This window comes from Streptomyces sp. NPDC051909, from assembly GCF_040681095.1.
Lineage (GTDB): Bacteria > Actinomycetota > Actinomycetes > Streptomycetales > Streptomycetaceae > Streptomyces.
This window is the reverse complement of the sequence record NZ_JBFAYA010000016.1, coordinates 143007-159580: the sequence shown is the minus strand read 5'-3', so window position 1 is coordinate 159580 and position 16574 is coordinate 143007. Positions and strand designations below refer to the sequence as shown.

Here is a 16574-nt window from a genome sequence, read left to right as displayed (position 1 = left end):
AAAAGGCCGGTTCACCGAGGTGAACCGGCCTTTCAAGGCAACCGCAGGGGCTGCGCTACGACACGACGTCGCGATTAGCGCGAGACCTTGCCGGCCTTGATGCACGAGGTGCAGACGTTGAGCCGCTTCGGCGTCCGACCGACCACGGCACGCACACGCTGGATGTTCGGGTTCCAGCGACGAGACGTACGGCGGTGCGAGTGCGAAATGTTGTTGCCGAAGCCCGGCCCCTTGCCGCAGACGTCGCAGTTGGCAGCCACGGGTCACTCCAAAGACTTCAGATTTACAGTGAAACCGGCGCACCGGAATCGGATCAAGGATCTGAAGTGGCTTGCCGGGGAATGGCCCGGTCAGTGCCGGGCAACCGAAGCAGCATACAACGGATGCTTCGGTGGAACGAAACTACCACGGCCCGCCCGGCCCCCGCCCCGGGCCCCGGGCGGTCGCCGGTCTACGCTGCGGTGAACCCACCGCGAAGCACAGGAGGACCACCCGTTGCCGCGAGCTCCGCAGACCCTCGACGCCGAGACGGTCCGATCCTGGTGCGCAGGGGCGCTTGCGGCCCTCGGGAGGGAGCGCGCGGAGATCGACGCCATCAACGTCTATCCCGTCGCGGACGGCGACACCGGCACCAATCTCTATCTGACGGTGGAGTCCGCCGCCCGCGCCGTGGAGGCCGCCGACGGGGCCGCCGACGTGGCGGAGATCATACGGATCATGGCGCACGGCGCCCTGCTCGGCGCCCGCGGCAACTCCGGCACGATCCTCTCCCAGCTGCTCCGCGGCATGGCCGCGGTCCTCACCGAGGGCGCCGACGGCGACCACCTCGCCCGCGCCCTGGCGAGCGCCGCGGGCCAGGCCCGCCAGGCCGTCGCCCACCCCGTCGAGGGCACCCTGCTCACCGTCGCCGACGCGGCGGCCGACGCCTGCGCCGCGGGCGGGGACCTCGTCACGGTCGCCGGACGGGCGTACGAGGGGGCCCGCGCCGCCCTCGACGCCACCCCCGGACAGCTCGACGCGCTGCGCCGCGCCGGGGTCGTGGACGCCGGCGGGGCCGGCCTGGTCGCCGTCCTCGGCGCCCTCCTGGAGGCCCTCGCGGGCGAGGCCCCCGACCGGCCAGCCGAACCCGCCTGGCACCACCACCCGCCGCTCGCCGTCGACTGCGCCGCGGGCACCGGCCCCGCCTACGAGGTCATCTACCTCCTGGAGGCCGGGGACGAGGCCGTGGACCGGCTCCGCGGCCGGCTCGACGCCCTGGGGGAGTCCCTGGTCGTCGTCGGCGGCGACGGACTGTGGAACGTGCACGTCCACGTCGACGACGCCGGCGCCGCCGTCGAGGCCGGTGTCGAGGCGGGACGCCCGTACCGGATCCGCGTCACCCACTTCGAGAGCCGCCCCGAACCCGCCGAGCGGGCCGTCGTCGCCGTGCTGCCCGGCGAGGGCCTGGCCGGGCTGTGCGCCGAGGCCGGGGCCACCACCCTGGTCGCCCGCCCCGGCGAGACCCCCACCGCCGCCGAGCTCACCGAGGCCATCCGGCGCGCCCACGCCCGCGAGATCGTGCTGCTCCCCAACGACACCGAGCTGCGCGGGATCGCCGCCGAGGCCGCCGAACACGCCCGCCGCGAAGGCATCCGGGTCGCCCTCATCCCCACCCGCGCCGCCGTCCAGGGCATCGCCGCCCTCGCCGTCCACGAACCCGAGCGGCGCTTCGACGAGGACGTCGTCGCCATGACCGCCGCCGCCGGCGCCACCCGCTACGCCGAACTCGGCGTCGCCGAACGCCAGTCCTTCACCTCCGCCGGGGTCTGCCAGGCCGGCGACGTCCTCGGCCTCATCGAGGGCGACGTCGCCGTCATCGGCCGCGACCTCACCGCCACCGCCGTCACCGTCCTCGACCGGATGCTCTCCGCCGGCGGTGAGCTGGTCACCCTCGTCGTCGCGGACGACACCCCGGAGGACCTGGCACCGACTCTCGAACAGCACGTCCGCGCCACGTACTTGGCGGTGGACACGACGACGTACCACGCGGGGGCGGGGGCGCCGCCGCTACTGATCGGGGTGGAATGACAGCGCTCGGGTGTTGGGCCCGCGATCCCGTGGACCCAACACCCGAGCGCTTCGGGCACACCTGCTCTTCTGCGACTCAGCGCCGTGGTGTGCAGTGACTCCGCCTGTGCGCGAACGCGGTGGCTCCTCACTGGCCCGCTGACGCGGACTCATGACGGACAAGCCCTGCCCGGTGCCGAACGGCACAGCGCGAATGTAGCGCTGGGCCACCATCCACGTCCCCGTGTTTCAGAATCGAGGGCACTCGGATTGTCCGAGCCATGGTGTGCAATAGACCCGTGCCCGCGCTCGACGAACCCCTCAAGAAACTGCTCGGCGCCGCCACCGCCAAGGTGATGGCCGAGCACCTGGACCTGCACACGGTCGGCGACCTGCTGCACCACTACCCGCGGCGGTACGCCGAGCGCGGCGAGCTGACCGCGCTCGCCGACCTCCCGCTGGACGAGCACGTCACCGTGGTCGCCCAGGTCGCCGACGCGCGCGTGCACACCTTCAACCGGGGCGGCCGCGGCAAGGGTCAGCGCCTGGAAGTCACCATCACCGACGGCAGCGGCCGTATGCAGCTGGTCTTCTTCGGCCGTACCGTCCACTTCCACCAGAAGGAACTGCTGCCCGGCCGGCGCGCCATGTTCGCGGGCAAGGTCGGCATGTTCAACCGGCGCCTCCAGCTCGCCCACCCCGAGTACAAGCTCCTCGACGCCGACAGCGACACCGAGACCGTCAAGGCCTTCGCGAGCGAGCTGCTGCCCATCTACCCGGCCTGCAAGCAGCTGGAGTCCTGGACCATCGAGCAGTCCGTCGGCATCGCGCTCGACTCCATGGCCGCCACCGCCTGGGCCGGCCTCGTCGACCCCCTGCCGCCCGCCCTGCGCGAGGGCCGCGGCCTCGCCGACCTGCCCGACGCCCTCACCCGCATCCACCGCCCCCGCACCAAGGCCGACATCGCCGACGCCCGCGACCGCCTCAAGTGGGACGAGGCCTTCGTCCTCCAGGTCGCCCTGGCCCGCCGCCGGCACGCCGACACCCAGCTCGCCGCCGTCCCCCGCCGCCCCGCCCCCGACGGCCTCCTCACCGCCTTCGACGCCCGCCTCCCCTTCACCCTCACCGAGGGCCAGCGACACGTCTCGAAGGAGATCTTCGACGACCTCGCCACCGAACACCCCATGCACCGCCTCCTCCAGGGCGAGGTCGGCTCGGGCAAGACCATGGTCGCGCTGCGCGCCATGCTCGCCGTCGTCGACGCCGGGGGACAGGCCGCCATGCTCGCGCCCACCGAGGTGCTCGCCCAGCAGCACCACCGCTCGGTCACCGAGATGATGGGCGACCTCGCCGAGGGAGGCATGCTCGGCGGCGCCGACAAGGCCACCAAGGTCGTGCTGCTCACCGGCTCCATGGGCGCCGCCGCGCGGCGGCAGGCACTGCTCGACCTGGTCACCGGCGAGGCCGGGATCGTCATCGGCACCCACGCCCTGATCGAGGACAAGGTGCAGTTCCACGACCTCGGCCTGGTCGTCGTCGACGAGCAGCACCGCTTCGGCGTCGAGCAGCGCGACGCCCTGCGCGGCAAGGGCAGGCAGCCCCCGCACCTGCTCGTCATGACCGCCACGCCCATTCCCCGTACGGTCGCGATGACCGTCTTCGGCGACCTGGAGACCTCCGTCCTCGACCAGCTGCCCGCCGGCCGCTCCCCGATCGCCAGCCACGTCGTCCCGGCCGCCGACAAGCCGCACTTCCTCGCCCGCGCCTGGGAGCGGGTCCGCGAGGAGGTCGAGGCCGGGCACCAGGGATATGTGGTGTGCCCGAGGATCGGCGACGAGGAGGACCAGAAGGCGAACCAGAAGGGCGCCAAGAAGAAGCCCAGCCCCGAGGACGAGGCCGAGAAGCGCCCGCCGCTCGCCGTCCTCGACGTCGCCGAGCAGCTGCGCGCCGGACCCCTCGCCGGACTCCGCGTCGAGGTGCTGCACGGCCGGATGCACCCCGACGACAAGGACGAGGTCATGCGCCGCTTCGCCGCCGGCGAGGCGGACGTCCTGGTCGCCACCACCGTCATCGAGGTCGGCGTCAACGTGCCCAACGCCACCGCCATGGTGATCATGGACGCCGACCGCTTCGGCGTCTCCCAGCTCCACCAGCTGCGCGGCCGCGTCGGCCGCGGTTCCGCCGCCGGCCTCTGCCTGCTCGTCACCGAGATGCCCGAGGCCAGCCCCGCCCGCCAGCGCCTCGGCGCCGTCGCCTCCACCCTCGACGGCTTCGAGCTCTCCCGCATCGACCTCGAACAGCGCCGCGAGGGCGACGTCCTCGGCCAGGCCCAGTCCGGCGTCCGCTCCTCCCTGCGGGTCCTCGCCGTCATCGAGGACGAGGAGGTCATCGCCGCCGCCCGCGAGGAGGCCACCGCCCTCGTCCTCGCCGACCCCGACCTCACCGCCCACCCCGCCCTGCGCACCGCGCTCGACGCGCTCCTCGACAAGGACCGGGAGGAGTACCTGGAGAAGGGCTGACGCGAACGGGTCGGCGCGACGGGGCCGAAACCGCCATAAGCTATTGCGAGCGCAATGGATTATGAATCGCGAGGACCCCACATGACCCGCGTGATCGCCGGCACCGCCGGCGGACGACGGCTCGCCGTGCCCCCGGGCAACGGCACCCGGCCCACCTCCGACCGCGCGAGGGAAGGTCTCTTCTCCACCTGGGAGTCCTTCCACGGCCTCGCCGGCGCCCGGGTCGCCGACCTGTACGCGGGCTCCGGCGCCGTCGGCCTGGAGGCGCTGTCCCGCGGCGCCGCCCACGCCCTGCTCGTCGAGGCCGAGCCGCGCGCCGCGAAGACCGTCCGCGAGAACATCCGCAGCCTCGGCCTGCCCGGCGCCGAGCTGCGCACCGGCAAGGCCGAGCAGATCATCACCGGACCGGCCCCGGCCGAGCCGTACGACCTGGTCTTCCTCGACCCGCCCTACGCCGTCGCCGACGCCGATCTCCGCGAGATCCTCCTCACAATGCGCTCGGGGGGCTGGATGGCGGAGGATGCCCTCGTCACCGTGGAGCGCAGCACCCGAGGCGGCGAATTCGGCTGGCCGGACGGCTTCGAACCACTGCGGGCCCGTCGCTACGGCGAGGGAACGTTTTGGTACGGTCGCGCCGCCTCTACGTGCGAAGACGCACGATGACCGGACCGGAGAGCGAGGGAACCAAGTTGCGCCGCGCCGTATGTCCGGGGTCGTTCGACCCCATCACCAATGGACATCTCGACATCATCGCCCGCGCCTCCAAGCTGTACGACGTCGTGCACGTCGCGGTGATGATCAACCAGTCGAAGAAGGGCCTGTTCACGGTCGACGAGCGGATCGAGCTGATCCGCGAGGTCACCGCCGACTTCGGCAACGTCGAGGTCGAGTCCTTCCACGGCCTCCTCGTCGACTTCTGCAAGCAGCGCGACATCCCCGCCATCGTCAAGGGACTCCGCGCCGTCAGCGACTTCGACTACGAGCTGCAGATGGCCCAGATGAACAACGGGCTCTCCGGCGTCGAGACGCTGTTCGTGCCCACCAACCCCACCTACAGCTTCCTGTCGTCCTCGCTGGTCAAGGAGGTCGCGGCCTGGGGCGGCGACGTCTCCCACCTGGTGCCGCCGCAGGTCCTCGGCCGGCTCACCGAGCGCCTGCGGGAGCGCTGAACCGGCCGTGACCCCCGGCCACCGCCACTGACGCTCCGTCACCAGGTCCCGGACGGGCCCCGACTGGCCTTACAGTCGTCCCGTCCGTCTCCATCCAGCTGTAGAGAGTGGCGAGCACCGGTGGACGTGCAGAAGAAGCTCGACGACATCGTCGATACGGTCCGGAGCGCCCGCTCCATGCCCATGTCGGCGTCCTGCGTGGTCAACCGGGCCGAGCTGCTCGCTCTGCTCGAAGAGGTCAGGGGCGCCCTGCCCGGCTCCCTGGCCCAGGCCCAGGAGCTCCTGGGCGGGCGCGAGCAGATGGTCGAGCAGGCCCGCCAGGAGGCCGAGCGGATCATCGAGGCCGCCCACGCCGAGCGCGGCTCGATCGTCTCCGACTCCCAGGTCGCCCGGCAGTCCCAGGACGAGGCCGAGCGGATCCTCGCCGAGGCCCGCCGCGAGGCCGAGGAGATCCGCGCCGAGGCCGACGACTACGTCGACTCCAAGCTCGCCAACTTCGAGGTCGTCCTCAACAAGACCATCGCCTCCGTGGACCGCGGCCGCGAGAAGCTGCTCGGCCGGGGTCCGGGCCTCGACGCCGAGGGGTACGCCGACGAGGACGCCCCCGAGTACAGCGCGGACCCGCAGACCCTGATCCAGCGCGCCGACGCCTACGTGGACGTCAAGCTGGGCGCGTTCGAGGCCGTCCTGAGCAAGACCCTGGAGGCCGTCGGCCGCGGCCGGCAGACGCTGCACGGCCGGATCGCCTCGGACGCCCTCGGCGAGCACATGGCCGCCCAGGACGCGGCCGGCGGCCCGGGCCTGCACCACGGCAGCGACGCCGACTACCTGGCCGGCCTCGCGGAGCTGGCCGACCCCGAGCCCGTACAGCCGGCGCAGATCCCGGTTCAGCAGACGCAGGCGCCCCAGCAGGACGCCTACGCCTACCAGCAGGATCCGTACGGGTACCAGCAGCAGCCCCAGCAGGCCGACCCGTACGCGTACCAGCAGCCCCAGGTCGACCCGTACGCGTACCAGCAGGACCCCTACGCGTACCAGCAGCAGGTCCAGCAGGCCCAGGCCCCGCAGCAGGCGCCCGCCTCACTCGACGAGACGAGCTTCTTCGACACGAGCATGATCGACCTGGAGCAGCTGCGCCGGTACGAACAGGGGCACTGATCCCGGATTGGGAGCTGCGCGAAGCGTCCAGTATCCTGGCTGTTCGGTCGCGCCTGTCGTGACCCGTCAAGGCTGCCCTCGTTCGGCAGCCCCCTCACGTCTGTGAACGATCCGAAAGCAGGAAGAGCCCTGAGCACGCGCCTCGACCACCGCAATCCCCTCGTGTTCGACACGCACGAGCTGGGACGGCGTCCTGGTGCCATGCAGCGGCTCTCCCGCACGGTCGACGCCCCCAGGGATCTGGGGATCGCGGGGGTCATCGCGGTGCCCGAGGGCGCCCCGGTGGAGATCGAGCTCCGTCTCGAGTCGGTCATGGAAGGGGTGCTTGTCACAGGCACCGCCCGTGCATCGGCCGAGGGGGAGTGCGTAAGGTGTCTGGAGTCCGTCGAGCTGGAGCTCGACGCGGACTTCCAGGAGATGTTCTCGTACCCCGACTCCGACGACCGGGGCCGCTCGAAGGCGGCCGCGGACGACGAAGCCGAGGACGACGAGGACATGATCCCCCTCGAGGACGGCATGTTCGACCTCGAGCCCGTGCTGCGCGATGCGGTGGTGCTCGCACTGCCCATGCAGCCGGTGTGCCGGGAGGACTGTGAAGGTCTGTGTTCCGAGTGCGGAATCAACCTGAACGACAACCCGGACCACCACCACGACGCCGTCGACGCACGTTGGGCGGCATTGCAGGGACTCGCCGGTTCGCTGGGAACCGATGAGAAGGACAACATGAGCGGCGCCGCAACCGGTGTCGACGAAGAGCAGGAGAAGTAGCCGTGGCTGTTCCGAAGCGGAAGATGTCGCGCAGCAACACGCGCCACCGCCGGTCGCAGTGGAAGGCTGCGGTCCCCACCCTGGTTTCGTGTGAGCGTTGCCAGGAGCCCAAGCAGCAGCACATCGCGTGCCCGAGCTGCGGCACCTACAACAAGCGCCAGGTCCTCTCGGTCTGAGGGGCTGGTGAGAGGCACGATGTCTGACCACGTCAATTCGGCCTCGTCCCACACGCTTCTGGAAGGGCGGCTCGGGTATCAGCTCGAGTCCGCCCTTCTGGTGCGTGCGCTCACCCACCGTTCGTACGCGTACGAGAACGGCGGTCTGCCCACCAACGAGCGGCTGGAGTTCCTCGGGGACTCGGTGCTCGGCCTGGTGGTCACGGACACGCTGTACCGCACCCACCCGGATCTCCCCGAGGGCCAGCTGGCCAAGCTTCGGGCCGCGGTGGTCAACTCGCGTGCGCTGGCGGAGGTGGGCCGCGGCCTCGACCTGGGCTCCTTCATCCGGCTCGGCCGGGGCGAGGAAGGCACGGGCGGCCGGGACAAGGCGTCCATCCTCGCCGACACCCTCGAAGCGGTGATCGGCGCGGTCTATCTCGACCGGGGCCTCGACGCGGCGTCCGAGCTGGTGCACCGGCTCTTCGACCCGCTGATCGAGAAGTCCTCGAACCTCGGTGCCGGCCTGGACTGGAAGACCAGTCTCCAGGAGCTCACCGCGGCCGAGGGTCTCGGTGTGCCGGAGTACCTCGTCAGCGAGGAGGGTCCGGACCACGAGAAGACGTTCACTGCTGCCGCCCGCGTCGGTGGTGTCTCGTACGGCACCGGCACCGGCCGCAGCAAGAAGGAAGCGGAACAGCAGGCGGCGGAGTCCGCGTGGCGCGCGATTCGCGCCGCCGCGGACGAGCGCGCGGCAGCGGCCAAGGCCGCAACCGTGGAAGAGGGCGCCGACACCTCTTCCGCCGGGGACCAGGCCGCCACCGCCTGACCCCCTTCCGTCTCCGACGCGCATGCCCCCGTCCCGCCCAGGGACGGGGGCATCGTGCTGTCCGTGCCCGGCGGTAGGCTGCGGTCAGCAGCCCTTACCAGCCCGTTGTGAGCCGTCCGGAGGAAGTCCCGTGCCCGAGTTGCCCGAGGTCGAGGTCGTACGACGCGGTCTTGAGCGGTGGGTCGCGGGGCGGACCGTCGCGGAGGTCGAGGTCCTGCACCCGCGGGCGGTGCGCCGGCACCCCGAGGGCGGGGCGGACTTCGCGGCGCGCCTGAAGGGGCAGCGGTTCGGGATCGCCCGGCGGCGCGGCAAGTATCTGTGGCTGCCGCTGGACTCCGGCGACGCCTCCGTGCTCGGACACCTCGGGATGAGCGGCCAGCTCCTCGTCCAGCCGGAGGACGCGGCGGACGAGAAGCACCTGAGGATCCGGATCCGCTTCGACGACTCCACCGGCACCGAGCTGCGCTTCGTGGACCAGCGGACCTTCGGCGGGCTCTCGCTGCACGACACCGCCCCGGACAGCGCGGACGGACTGCCGGACGTCATCGCGCACATCGCGCGCGACCCCCTGGACCCGGCCTTCGACGACGCCGCCTTCGCGGGTGCGCTGCGGCTGCGGCGGACCACGATCAAGCGGGCACTGCTCGACCAGTCGCTGATCAGCGGGGTCGGCAACATCTACGCGGACGAGGCGCTGTGGCGCTCGAAGCTGCACTACGAGCGGCCGACGGCCACCCTCACCCGGCCGCGCTCGGCGGAGCTGCTCGGGCATGTCCGGGACGTGATGAACGCGGCCCTCGCGGTCGGCGGCACCAGCTTCGACAGCCTGTACGTGAACGTGAACGGCGAGTCGGGTTACTTCGACCGTTCGCTCGACGCCTACGGGCGGGAGGGCGAGCCCTGCCACCGGTGCGGGACGCCGATGCGCCGCCGCCCGTGGATGAACCGCTCCAGCTACTTCTGTCCGCGCTGCCAGCGTCCGCCGCGCGCGTCCGTCTGACTCACCCCGTGACGGGGGCGCGCTCCGCGTCGTAACTCTCGCGGGCGGCGAGCACCTGCGGCATGTGCCCCTCGACGAGGTGGATCAGTCCGAGCAGCTGCTCGGCGACCTCGGTGCCCAGCGGCGTGAGCCGGTAGTCGACCCGCGGGGGGTTGGTGGGCTGCGCCTCGCGATGCACCAGTCCGTCGCGCTCCAGCGCGTGGAGCGTCTGGGAGAGCATCTTCTCGCTCACGCCGTCCACCCGGCGGCGCAACTCGTTGAAGCGGGCGCCGCCCTCGTGCAGGGCCCCCAGGGTGAGGCTGCCCCAGCGGCCGGTCACGTGCTCCAGCGTGCCGCGGGAGGGACAGGCCTTGGCGAACACGTTGAAGGCGAGGTCCTCAGTCATGCCCTCTACCATACGCGCGGACAGCGCTGTGGCACAGGAAGCGCTAACTAGTAGATTGCACTATCCAAAAGTTAGTACTCTACTTCTCGTCGTTCCCCCTGCCGTTCTTCGCACCGCCGAGGAGTCCTTCCATGACCACGCCCGTCGTCTCCATCGCGTACCACTCCGGCTTCGGACACACCGCCGTCCTCGCGGAGGCCGTCCGGAACGGGGCCGCCGACGCCGGCGCCACCGTGCACCTGATCGACGTCGACGGGATCACCGACACCGAGTGGGAGCTGCTCGACGCCTCCGACGCGATCGTCTTCGGCTCGCCGACCTACATGGGCACCGCCTCCGGCGCCTTCCACCAGTTCGCCGAGGCCACCTCGAAGCGCTGGTTCACCGACGCCTGGCTGGACAAGCTGGCGGCCGGCTTCACCAACTCCGGCTCGAAGAGCGGCGACAAGCTGCACACCCTGCAGTTCTTCCAGACCCTGGCCGGCCAGCACGGCATGACCTGGGTCAACCTCGGCCTGAAGCCCGGCTGGAACACCACCGAGGCCTCCGAGAACGACCTCAACCGCCTCGGCTTCTTCGCCGGCGCGGGCGCCCAGACCTTCAACGACCTCGGCCCGGAGGGCGTCCACAAGGCCGACATAGCCACCGCCGAGCACCTCGGCCGCCGGGTCGCCACCACCGCCCGCACCTTCGCGCTCGGCAAGGCCGCCGCCTGACCCGACCGGTACGTCGGAGGGCCCCGTCACCGGAGTGGTGACGGGGCCCTCGCGCGTATCCGGGGAACTCCGGGCTCAGAAGCCGAAGTCCTGCGTCCACCACGGGCCGCCGGAGCCGAAGTGCACACCGACGCCGAGCGCGGTGTAGTCGCAGTTCAGGATGTTGGCGCGGTGTCCGTCGCTGGCCATCCAGGACTTCATCACCGCGGCCGCGTCGACCTGGCCGCGGGCGATGTTCTCGCCGCCGAGGTCCGTGATGCCGGCCTTCTGGGCGCGGGACCAGGGGGTCGCGCCGTCGGGGTCGGTGTGGTCGAAGAAGTTCCGGGCGGCCATGTCGGCGCTGAAGGCGCCGGCCAGGGCGGCGAGCTCGGCGTCCGAGCGGATCGGGACGCAGCCCACCTTGGCGCGCTCCGCGTTCACCAGGCGCACGACCTCCGCCTCGGCGGCCTGCTCGCGGGTGGCCAGGGAGCGGGCGGCGGCGGTCGGTGCGGCGGGGGCCTCGGTGGTCGGGGCCGGCGTCTTCTTCACCGGAGCCGGGGTCGTCGCCTTCGGCTTCGGCGTGGGCTTCGCGGTCGTGGGCTCGGGGCTCGGCGTCGCCGTCTTCGACGGGGTCGGCTTCGGCGTGGGCTTCGCCGACGGGGCGGCGGCCTTGCGCGTGCCGGCCGACTCCCCGGCCGGGGTGGCCGAGGCGCCGCCCTGGGTGTTCAGACTCGGCGCCCGCTGATCGGCCTGTGCCGTCACGCGGGGCTCCGCCTTGCCGGCGTTGTCGAACGAGAACGTCTCGCCACCGGGCAGCAGGCCCGAGGCGACACCGATCGCGCCGATCGCGACCGCCGCGGAGACACCGAGCAGCCCGGTCTTCACGGGTGCGCCGCGCCGTGTACCGCGATGCCGTCCCATCTGCTCGCCTCCTGACGTACTGAACTGCGTTCGAGCCGGCTGTCTGAGCCGCGTATGAGCTGTGCTCTTTGCTGATCTTTGCTTCTGCGGGCCTCCCGGCGGACCTTCGAACAGGGCACCGCCGAACGGGTGAGGCCCGTTCCGCACGGACTGTACGCCATGACATGCGGGGCTGACGTGCTCCTTCCGTAATTGGCCCGCTAGCGTTCAGGCATGAACGAGGACGTACGGATGACCGCCTGGGTGCGCGGCCGGGTACAGGGAGTGGGCTTCCGCTGGTTCACCAGGGCAAACGCACTGGAGATCGGTGGGCTCGTCGGCTTCGCCCTGAACCTCGACGACGGCCGGGTCCAGGTCGTGGCCGAGGGGCCGAGTGACAATTGCCACCGTCTGCTCGAATGGCTCCGCTCCGCCGACACGCCCGGGCGCGTGGACGGTGTCACTGAGATATGGGACACCCCGCGCGGCGGCTACGACGGCTTCGCCGTCCGCTGACCGTCTCCCTCCGAAGACCCCCGACCACCCTCCGCACACCCCCGTCCGACAGCCGCGAAAGGCCCCGGACGGGGACCGCGGTGAACGGTCGCGGAAGCGAGAAGGGCCTGGTGGTTGCGAAGAATCGCTCGCCGTGCCAGGCTGCGGCAGTAAGGATGATCTCCACGCCCCTCGGGCACCGAGTTGCGAGGCGCCGCCGCCGGTATTTCGCGGCCGCAGCCCCCCGGTGAAGCCCGGAAGCAGGGCGTGATCGTGTTGACCGTCAAACTTTTTGGTGAGACTCTGGAAGCCCCGCGCACCTTAGCTGTTCGACCGTGAGAACCGGCACGACAAAGAGCACGGCCGAGCACCGCGGGTGCGAATCCCTCACGACCCACACCGCTTCGGTCGGTCACTCATTGTGGAGGACCATCCATCATGGCAAAGGCGCTTCTCGGTTACGTCGGCGGCTCCGACCCGCGACTCCTCGCCGAGATGCGACGGCTTCAGCAGCGCGTCCAGGACCTCGAGTCCGAGCTGGTTCGGATCCAGTCCGAGAATGACGCGCTCGCCGCTGCCGCCGCCCAGCACCAGGGAGAGTCGCTGCTGGACAGCATCGATCTCGACGTCACCAATGCGGAGCCTGCGCTCACCTGAGGTCCCAGCCCCGAGGGGCCAGGTGAGAACACTCACGCCAGCACGGCCGGCATCGCGCATCACACTTCGCCGACATCGCACATGCTGGACATGCAAGGGGCGCTCCGGCGTCCCTTCCTTCTTGCGATCTCCCTGCGCGGCTCCTGCGGCGCCCCCCGTCCCCGTGTGACATTCCTTGGGGGAGGGTGTGCCCTGCACGTTCACGGGTGAAACCCGAGACCCCGGGTAGAGTCCGCAGGCGTGCATCTCAAGGCCCTGACGCTCCGCGGTTTCAAGTCGTTCGCCTCCGCCACCACGCTGCGGTTCGAACCGGGAATCACCTGCGTCGTCGGGCCCAACGGCTCGGGCAAGTCCAATGTCGTGGACGCGCTGTCCTGGGTCATGGGAGAGCAGGGCGCCAAGTCGCTGCGCGGCGGCAAGATGGAGGACGTCATCTTCGCCGGCACGACCGGGCGCCCGCCGCTCGGCCGCGCCGAGGTCTCGCTGACCATCGACAACTCCGACGGCGCGCTGCCCATCGACTACGCCGAAGTCACCATCACCCGGATCATGTTCCGCGGCGGCAGCAGCGAGTACCAGATCAACGGCGACACCTGCCGGCTGCTCGACATCCAGGACCTGCTGTCCGACTCGGGCATCGGCCGCGAGATGCACGTCATCGTCGGCCAGGGCCGGCTCGACTCCGTCCTGCACGCCGATCCGGCGGGCCGCCGCGCCTTCATCGAGGAGGCCGCCGGTGTCCTCAAGCACCGCAAGCGCAAGGAGAAGGCGCTGCGGAAGCTCGACGCGATGCAGGCCAACCTCGCCCGCGTCCAGGACCTCACCGACGAACTGCGCCGCCAGCTCAAACCGCTCGGCCGGCAGGCCGCGGTCGCCCGCCGCGCCGCCGTCATCCAGGCCGACCTGCGCGACGCGCGCCTGCGGCTGCTCTCCGACGACCTCGTACGCCTCAAGGAGGCGCTGAAGGCCGAGGTCGCCGACGAGGCCGCGCTGCTCGCCCGCAAGGAGGCCACCGAGGCCGAACTCAGGGCGGCCCTCGCGAAGGAGGCCGGCCTGGAGGACGAGGTGCGCCGCCTCGCACCGCGGCTCCAGCGCGCCCAGCAGAGCTGGTACGAGCTGTCGCAGCTCGCCGAGCGGGTGCGCGGCACCGTCTCCCTCGCCGACGCCCGGATCAAGAGCGCCACCGCGCAGCCCCCGGAGGAGCGGCGCGGCCGGGATCCCGAGGACATGGAGCGCGAGGCCGCCCGCATCCGCGAGCAGGAGGCCGAACTGGAGGCCGCCCTCGAAGCGGCCGAGCGCGCCCTCGACGACACCGTCGCCCACCGCGCCGAACTGGAACGCGCCCTCGCCGTCGAGGAACGGCGCCTCAAGGACCTCGCCCGCGCCATCGCCGACCGCCGCGAGGGCCTGGCCCGGCTGCACGGCCAGGTCAACGCGGCCCGCTCGCGCGCCGCTTCGGCCCAGGCGGAGATCGACCGGATGGCCGCCGCCCGCGACGAGGCCCAGGAGCGGGCGGTCGCCGCACAGGAGGAGTACGAGCAGCTGAAGGCCGAGGTCGACGGCCTCGACGCGGGCGACACCGAACTGGGGGAGCGGTACGAGGCCGCCCGCCGCGAACTCGCCGACGCGGAGACCGCCCTCGCCGCCGCCCGCGAGGCCGCCGCCGACGCCGACCGCGCCCGCGCCGCCACCCGCGCCCGGCACGACGCCCTCGCCCTCGGCCTGCGTCGCAAGGACGGCACCGGCGCGCTGCTCTCCGCCGGGCTCAGCGGCCTGCTCGGCCCGGCCGCCGAACTCCTCACCGTCACCCCCGGATACGAGGTCCCGCTCGCCGCCGCCCTGGGCGCCGCCGCCGACGCCCTCGCCGTCACCGGCCCGACCGCCGCCGCCGAGGCCCTGCGCCTGCTACGCAAACAGGACGCGGGCCGGGCCTCGCTGCTGCTCGCGGGCGACCAGCCCGCCGTACCGGAGACACCCCTGCCGGACGGGGTGCGCCCGGCCGCCGCGCTGGTCACCGGCCCTGCCGAACTCATCGGCGCCGTACGCAGGTTGCTGCACGGCATCGGCGTGGTGGACGGGCTGGACGAGGCCGTCGAGCTGGTGCGGGCGCGGCCGGAGCTGACGGCGGTCACCGCCGAGGGGGACCTGCTCGGGGCGCACTTCGCGCAGGGCGGCTCCGCGGGGGCGCCCAGCCTCCTGGAGGTGCAGGCCTCGGTGGACGAGGCGGCGGCCGAGCTGGCGGAGCTCGACGTGCGGTGCGCGGAGCTGGCCACCGCGAAGGAGACGGCGCAGGAGCGCCGGCGCGCGGCGGCACGGCTGGTGGAGGAGCTGACCGAGCGGCGCCGGACGGCCGACCGGGAGAAGTCGCAGGTGGCGCAGCAGCTCGGCCGGCTCGCCGGCCAGGCCAGGGGAGCGGCCGGGGAGGCCGAGCGCACCACCGCCGCGGCGGCCCGCGCCGAAGCGGCCCTGGAGACCGCCCTCGCCGAGGCCGAGGAGCTGACCGAACGGCTGCTCGTCGCGGAGGAGACCCTCCAGGACGACGGGGCCGAGGAGCCCGACGCCTCGGTGCGCGACCGGCTCGCGATCGACGGTTCCAACGCGCGCCAGACCGAGATGGAGGCCCGCCTCCAGGTCCGTACCCACGAGGAACGCGTCAAGGGTCTGGCCGGCCGGGCCGACTCGCTCGACCGGGCGGCCCGCGCCGAACGCGAGGCACGCGCGCGTGCCGAACAGCGTCGCGCCCGGCTGCGCCACGAGGCGGCGGTGGCCACCGCCGTCGCCTCCGGCACCCGCCAGCTGCTCGCCCACATCGAGGTCTCGCTGACCCGCGCCGAGCACGAGCGCGCCCTCGCCGACGCCGCCAAGGGCGCCCGCGAGCAGGGGCTGACCGCCGCCCGCACCCGGGGCCGCGAGCTCAAGGCCGAGCTGGACAAGCTCACCGACTCGGTGCACCGCGGCGAGGTGCTGGGCGCGGAGAAGCGGATGCGGATCGAGCAGCTGGAGTCCCGCTCCCTGGAGGAGCTGGGCGTCGAACCGGCGGCCCTCGTCGAGGAGTACGGCCCCCACCAGCCCGTACCGCCGTCGCCGCCCGCCGAGGGCGAACAGCTCCCGGAGGACCCGGACCATCCGCGCAACCAGCCGCGGCCCTTCGTCCGCGCGGAGCAGGAGAAGCGGCTCAAGGCCGCCGAACGGGCGTATCAGCAGCTCGGAAAGGTGAATCCGCTCGCCCTGGAGGAGTTCGCGGCTCTCGAGGAGCGGCACCAGTTCCTGTCCGAGCAGCTGGAGGACCTGAAGAAGACCCGAACGGACCTCCTTCAGGTCGTGAAGGAGGTCGATCTGCGGGTCGAGCAGGTCTTCACCGAGGCGTACCGGGACACGGCCCGCGAGTTCGAGGGGGTGTTCTCCCGGCTCTTCCCGGGCGGCGAGGGCCGGCTCGTGCTCACCGACCCGGACAACATGCTCACCACCGGCGTGGACGTCGAGGCCCGCCCGCCGGGCAAGAAGGTCAAGCGGCTCTCGCTGCTCTCCGGCGGCGAGCGCTCGCTGACGGCCGTGGCGCTGCTGGTCTCCATCTTCAAGGCGCGGCCCAGCCCGTTCTACGTGATGGACGAGGTCGAGGCTGCGCTCGACGACACCAATCTGCAGCGACTGATCCGGATCATGCAGGAGCTCCAGGAGTCCTCGCAGCTGATCGTGATCACGCACCAGAAGCGCACGATGGAGGTCGCGGACGCGCTGTACGGCGTGTCGATGCAGGGCGACGGCGTCTCGAAGGTGATCAGCCAGCGGCTCCGCTGA

At 72.0% G+C, this 16574-nt stretch carries 16 protein-coding genes; 13 read left to right on the top strand and 3 right to left on the bottom strand.

Going from position 1 to position 16574, the window contains the following annotated elements; genetic code table 11:
• Positions 1-74 precede the first annotated feature (74 nt).
• Positions 75-260 (bottom strand): 50S ribosomal protein L28, encoded by a 186-nt coding sequence (gene rpmB, locus AB0M18_RS25075; RefSeq protein WP_003957616.1) that lies wholly within the window; start codon positions 258-260, stop codon positions 75-77.
• A 235-nt stretch (positions 261-495) separates the two neighbouring features.
• Here rpmB and AB0M18_RS25070 point away from each other — a divergent pair, with 235 nt between their 5' ends.
• The 9 genes from AB0M18_RS25070 to mutM all read left to right on the top strand — a co-directional run bounded on the left by AB0M18_RS25070 (position 496) and on the right by mutM (position 9644).
• Entirely contained in the window at positions 496-2067 is a 1572-nt protein-coding gene (locus AB0M18_RS25070) for a DAK2 domain-containing protein (RefSeq protein WP_365761658.1), read from the top strand.
• 260 nt (positions 2068-2327) lie between these two features.
• The gene (gene recG / locus AB0M18_RS25065) at positions 2328-4565 is read left to right on the top strand and encodes an ATP-dependent DNA helicase RecG (protein WP_365761656.1); all 2238 of its coding nucleotides are present in this window, start codon (positions 2328-2330) and stop codon (positions 4563-4565) included.
• Positions 4566-4646: 81 nt separating this feature from the next.
• Positions 4647-5228, top strand: coding sequence for a 16S rRNA (guanine(966)-N(2))-methyltransferase RsmD (gene rsmD, locus AB0M18_RS25060; protein ID WP_365761652.1), 582 nt, complete (start codon positions 4647-4649; stop codon positions 5226-5228).
• A 26-nt stretch (positions 5229-5254) separates the two neighbouring features.
• Entirely contained in the window at positions 5255-5734 is a 480-nt protein-coding gene (gene coaD / locus AB0M18_RS25055) for a pantetheine-phosphate adenylyltransferase (RefSeq protein ID WP_265864814.1), read from the top strand.
• A gap of 120 nt (positions 5735-5854) precedes the next feature.
• Positions 5855-6892: an ATP synthase F0 subunit B gene (locus AB0M18_RS25050; protein ID WP_365761650.1), complete on the top strand. Its 1038-nt coding sequence runs from the start codon at positions 5855-5857 to the stop codon at positions 6890-6892.
• 162 nt (positions 6893-7054) lie between these two features.
• Entirely contained in the window at positions 7055-7660 is a 606-nt protein-coding gene (locus AB0M18_RS25045) for a DUF177 domain-containing protein (protein ID WP_365761648.1), read from the top strand.
• 2 nt (positions 7661-7662) lie between these two features.
• On the top strand, positions 7663-7836 hold the full coding sequence (gene rpmF / locus AB0M18_RS25040; RefSeq protein WP_030496967.1) for a 50S ribosomal protein L32: 174 nt from the start codon (positions 7663-7665) through the stop codon (positions 7834-7836).
• 19 nt (positions 7837-7855) lie between these two features.
• Positions 7856-8644, top strand: coding sequence for a ribonuclease III (gene rnc, locus AB0M18_RS25035; RefSeq protein ID WP_365761646.1), 789 nt, complete (start codon positions 7856-7858; stop codon positions 8642-8644).
• 130 nt (positions 8645-8774) lie between these two features.
• Positions 8775-9644: a bifunctional DNA-formamidopyrimidine glycosylase/DNA-(apurinic or apyrimidinic site) lyase gene (gene mutM, locus AB0M18_RS25030; protein ID WP_365761644.1), complete on the top strand. Its 870-nt coding sequence runs from the start codon at positions 8775-8777 to the stop codon at positions 9642-9644.
• Between the two features lies 1 nt (position 9645).
• Here mutM and AB0M18_RS25025 read toward each other — a convergent pair whose 3' ends face one another.
• Entirely contained in the window at positions 9646-10029 is a 384-nt protein-coding gene (locus tag AB0M18_RS25025; protein WP_365761642.1) for a helix-turn-helix domain-containing protein, read from the bottom strand.
• 131 nt (positions 10030-10160) lie between these two features.
• On the opposite strand from AB0M18_RS25025, the gene AB0M18_RS25020 reads away from it, so the two are divergent.
• The gene (locus AB0M18_RS25020; protein ID WP_365761640.1) at positions 10161-10745 is read left to right on the top strand and encodes a flavodoxin family protein; all 585 of its coding nucleotides are present in this window, start codon (positions 10161-10163) and stop codon (positions 10743-10745) included.
• Between the two features lie 75 nt (positions 10746-10820).
• Here AB0M18_RS25020 and AB0M18_RS25015 read toward each other — a convergent pair whose 3' ends face one another.
• Positions 10821-11645: a CAP domain-containing protein gene (locus AB0M18_RS25015; protein WP_365761638.1), complete on the bottom strand. Its 825-nt coding sequence runs from the start codon at positions 11643-11645 to the stop codon at positions 10821-10823.
• 213 nt (positions 11646-11858) lie between these two features.
• Between AB0M18_RS25015 and AB0M18_RS25010 the strand changes: the two genes are divergently transcribed.
• The 3 genes from AB0M18_RS25010 (at position 11859) to smc (ending at position 16574) form a co-directional block, all read left to right on the top strand.
• Complete coding sequence (locus AB0M18_RS25010; protein ID WP_365761636.1) at positions 11859-12140, top strand: acylphosphatase; 282 nt, start codon at positions 11859-11861, stop codon at positions 12138-12140.
• A gap of 417 nt (positions 12141-12557) precedes the next feature.
• Positions 12558-12776, top strand: a complete 219-nt coding sequence (locus AB0M18_RS25005; RefSeq protein WP_265864635.1) for a hypothetical protein — start codon at positions 12558-12560, stop codon at positions 12774-12776.
• A gap of 240 nt (positions 12777-13016) precedes the next feature.
• A complete protein-coding gene (smc, locus tag AB0M18_RS25000; RefSeq protein ID WP_365761634.1) occupies positions 13017-16574 on the top strand; it encodes a chromosome segregation protein SMC in 3558 nt (1185 codons plus the stop codon).

What these genes read in the sequence shown, in the direction of transcription:
- AB0M18_RS25025 (WP_365761642.1), bottom strand. Translation starts at nt 10,029, where the DNA reads ATGACTGAGGACCTCGCCTTCAACGTGTTCGCCAAGGCCTGTCCCTCC.
- AB0M18_RS25015 (WP_365761638.1), bottom strand. Translation starts at nt 11,645, where the DNA reads ATGGGACGGCATCGCGGTACACGGCGCGGCGCACCCGTGAAGACCGGG.
- rnc (WP_365761646.1), top strand. Translation starts at nt 7,856, where the DNA reads ATGTCTGACCACGTCAATTCGGCCTCGTCCCACACGCTTCTGGAAGGG.
- AB0M18_RS25005 (WP_265864635.1), top strand. Translation starts at nt 12,558, where the DNA reads ATGGCAAAGGCGCTTCTCGGTTACGTCGGCGGCTCCGACCCGCGACTC.
- rsmD (WP_365761652.1), top strand. Translation starts at nt 4,647, where the DNA reads ATGACCCGCGTGATCGCCGGCACCGCCGGCGGACGACGGCTCGCCGTG.
- AB0M18_RS25020 (WP_365761640.1), top strand. Translation starts at nt 10,161, where the DNA reads ATGACCACGCCCGTCGTCTCCATCGCGTACCACTCCGGCTTCGGACAC.
- recG (WP_365761656.1), top strand. Translation starts at nt 2,328, where the DNA reads ATGGTGTGCAATAGACCCGTGCCCGCGCTCGACGAACCCCTCAAGAAA.
- AB0M18_RS25010 (WP_365761636.1), top strand. Translation starts at nt 11,859, where the DNA reads ATGAACGAGGACGTACGGATGACCGCCTGGGTGCGCGGCCGGGTACAG.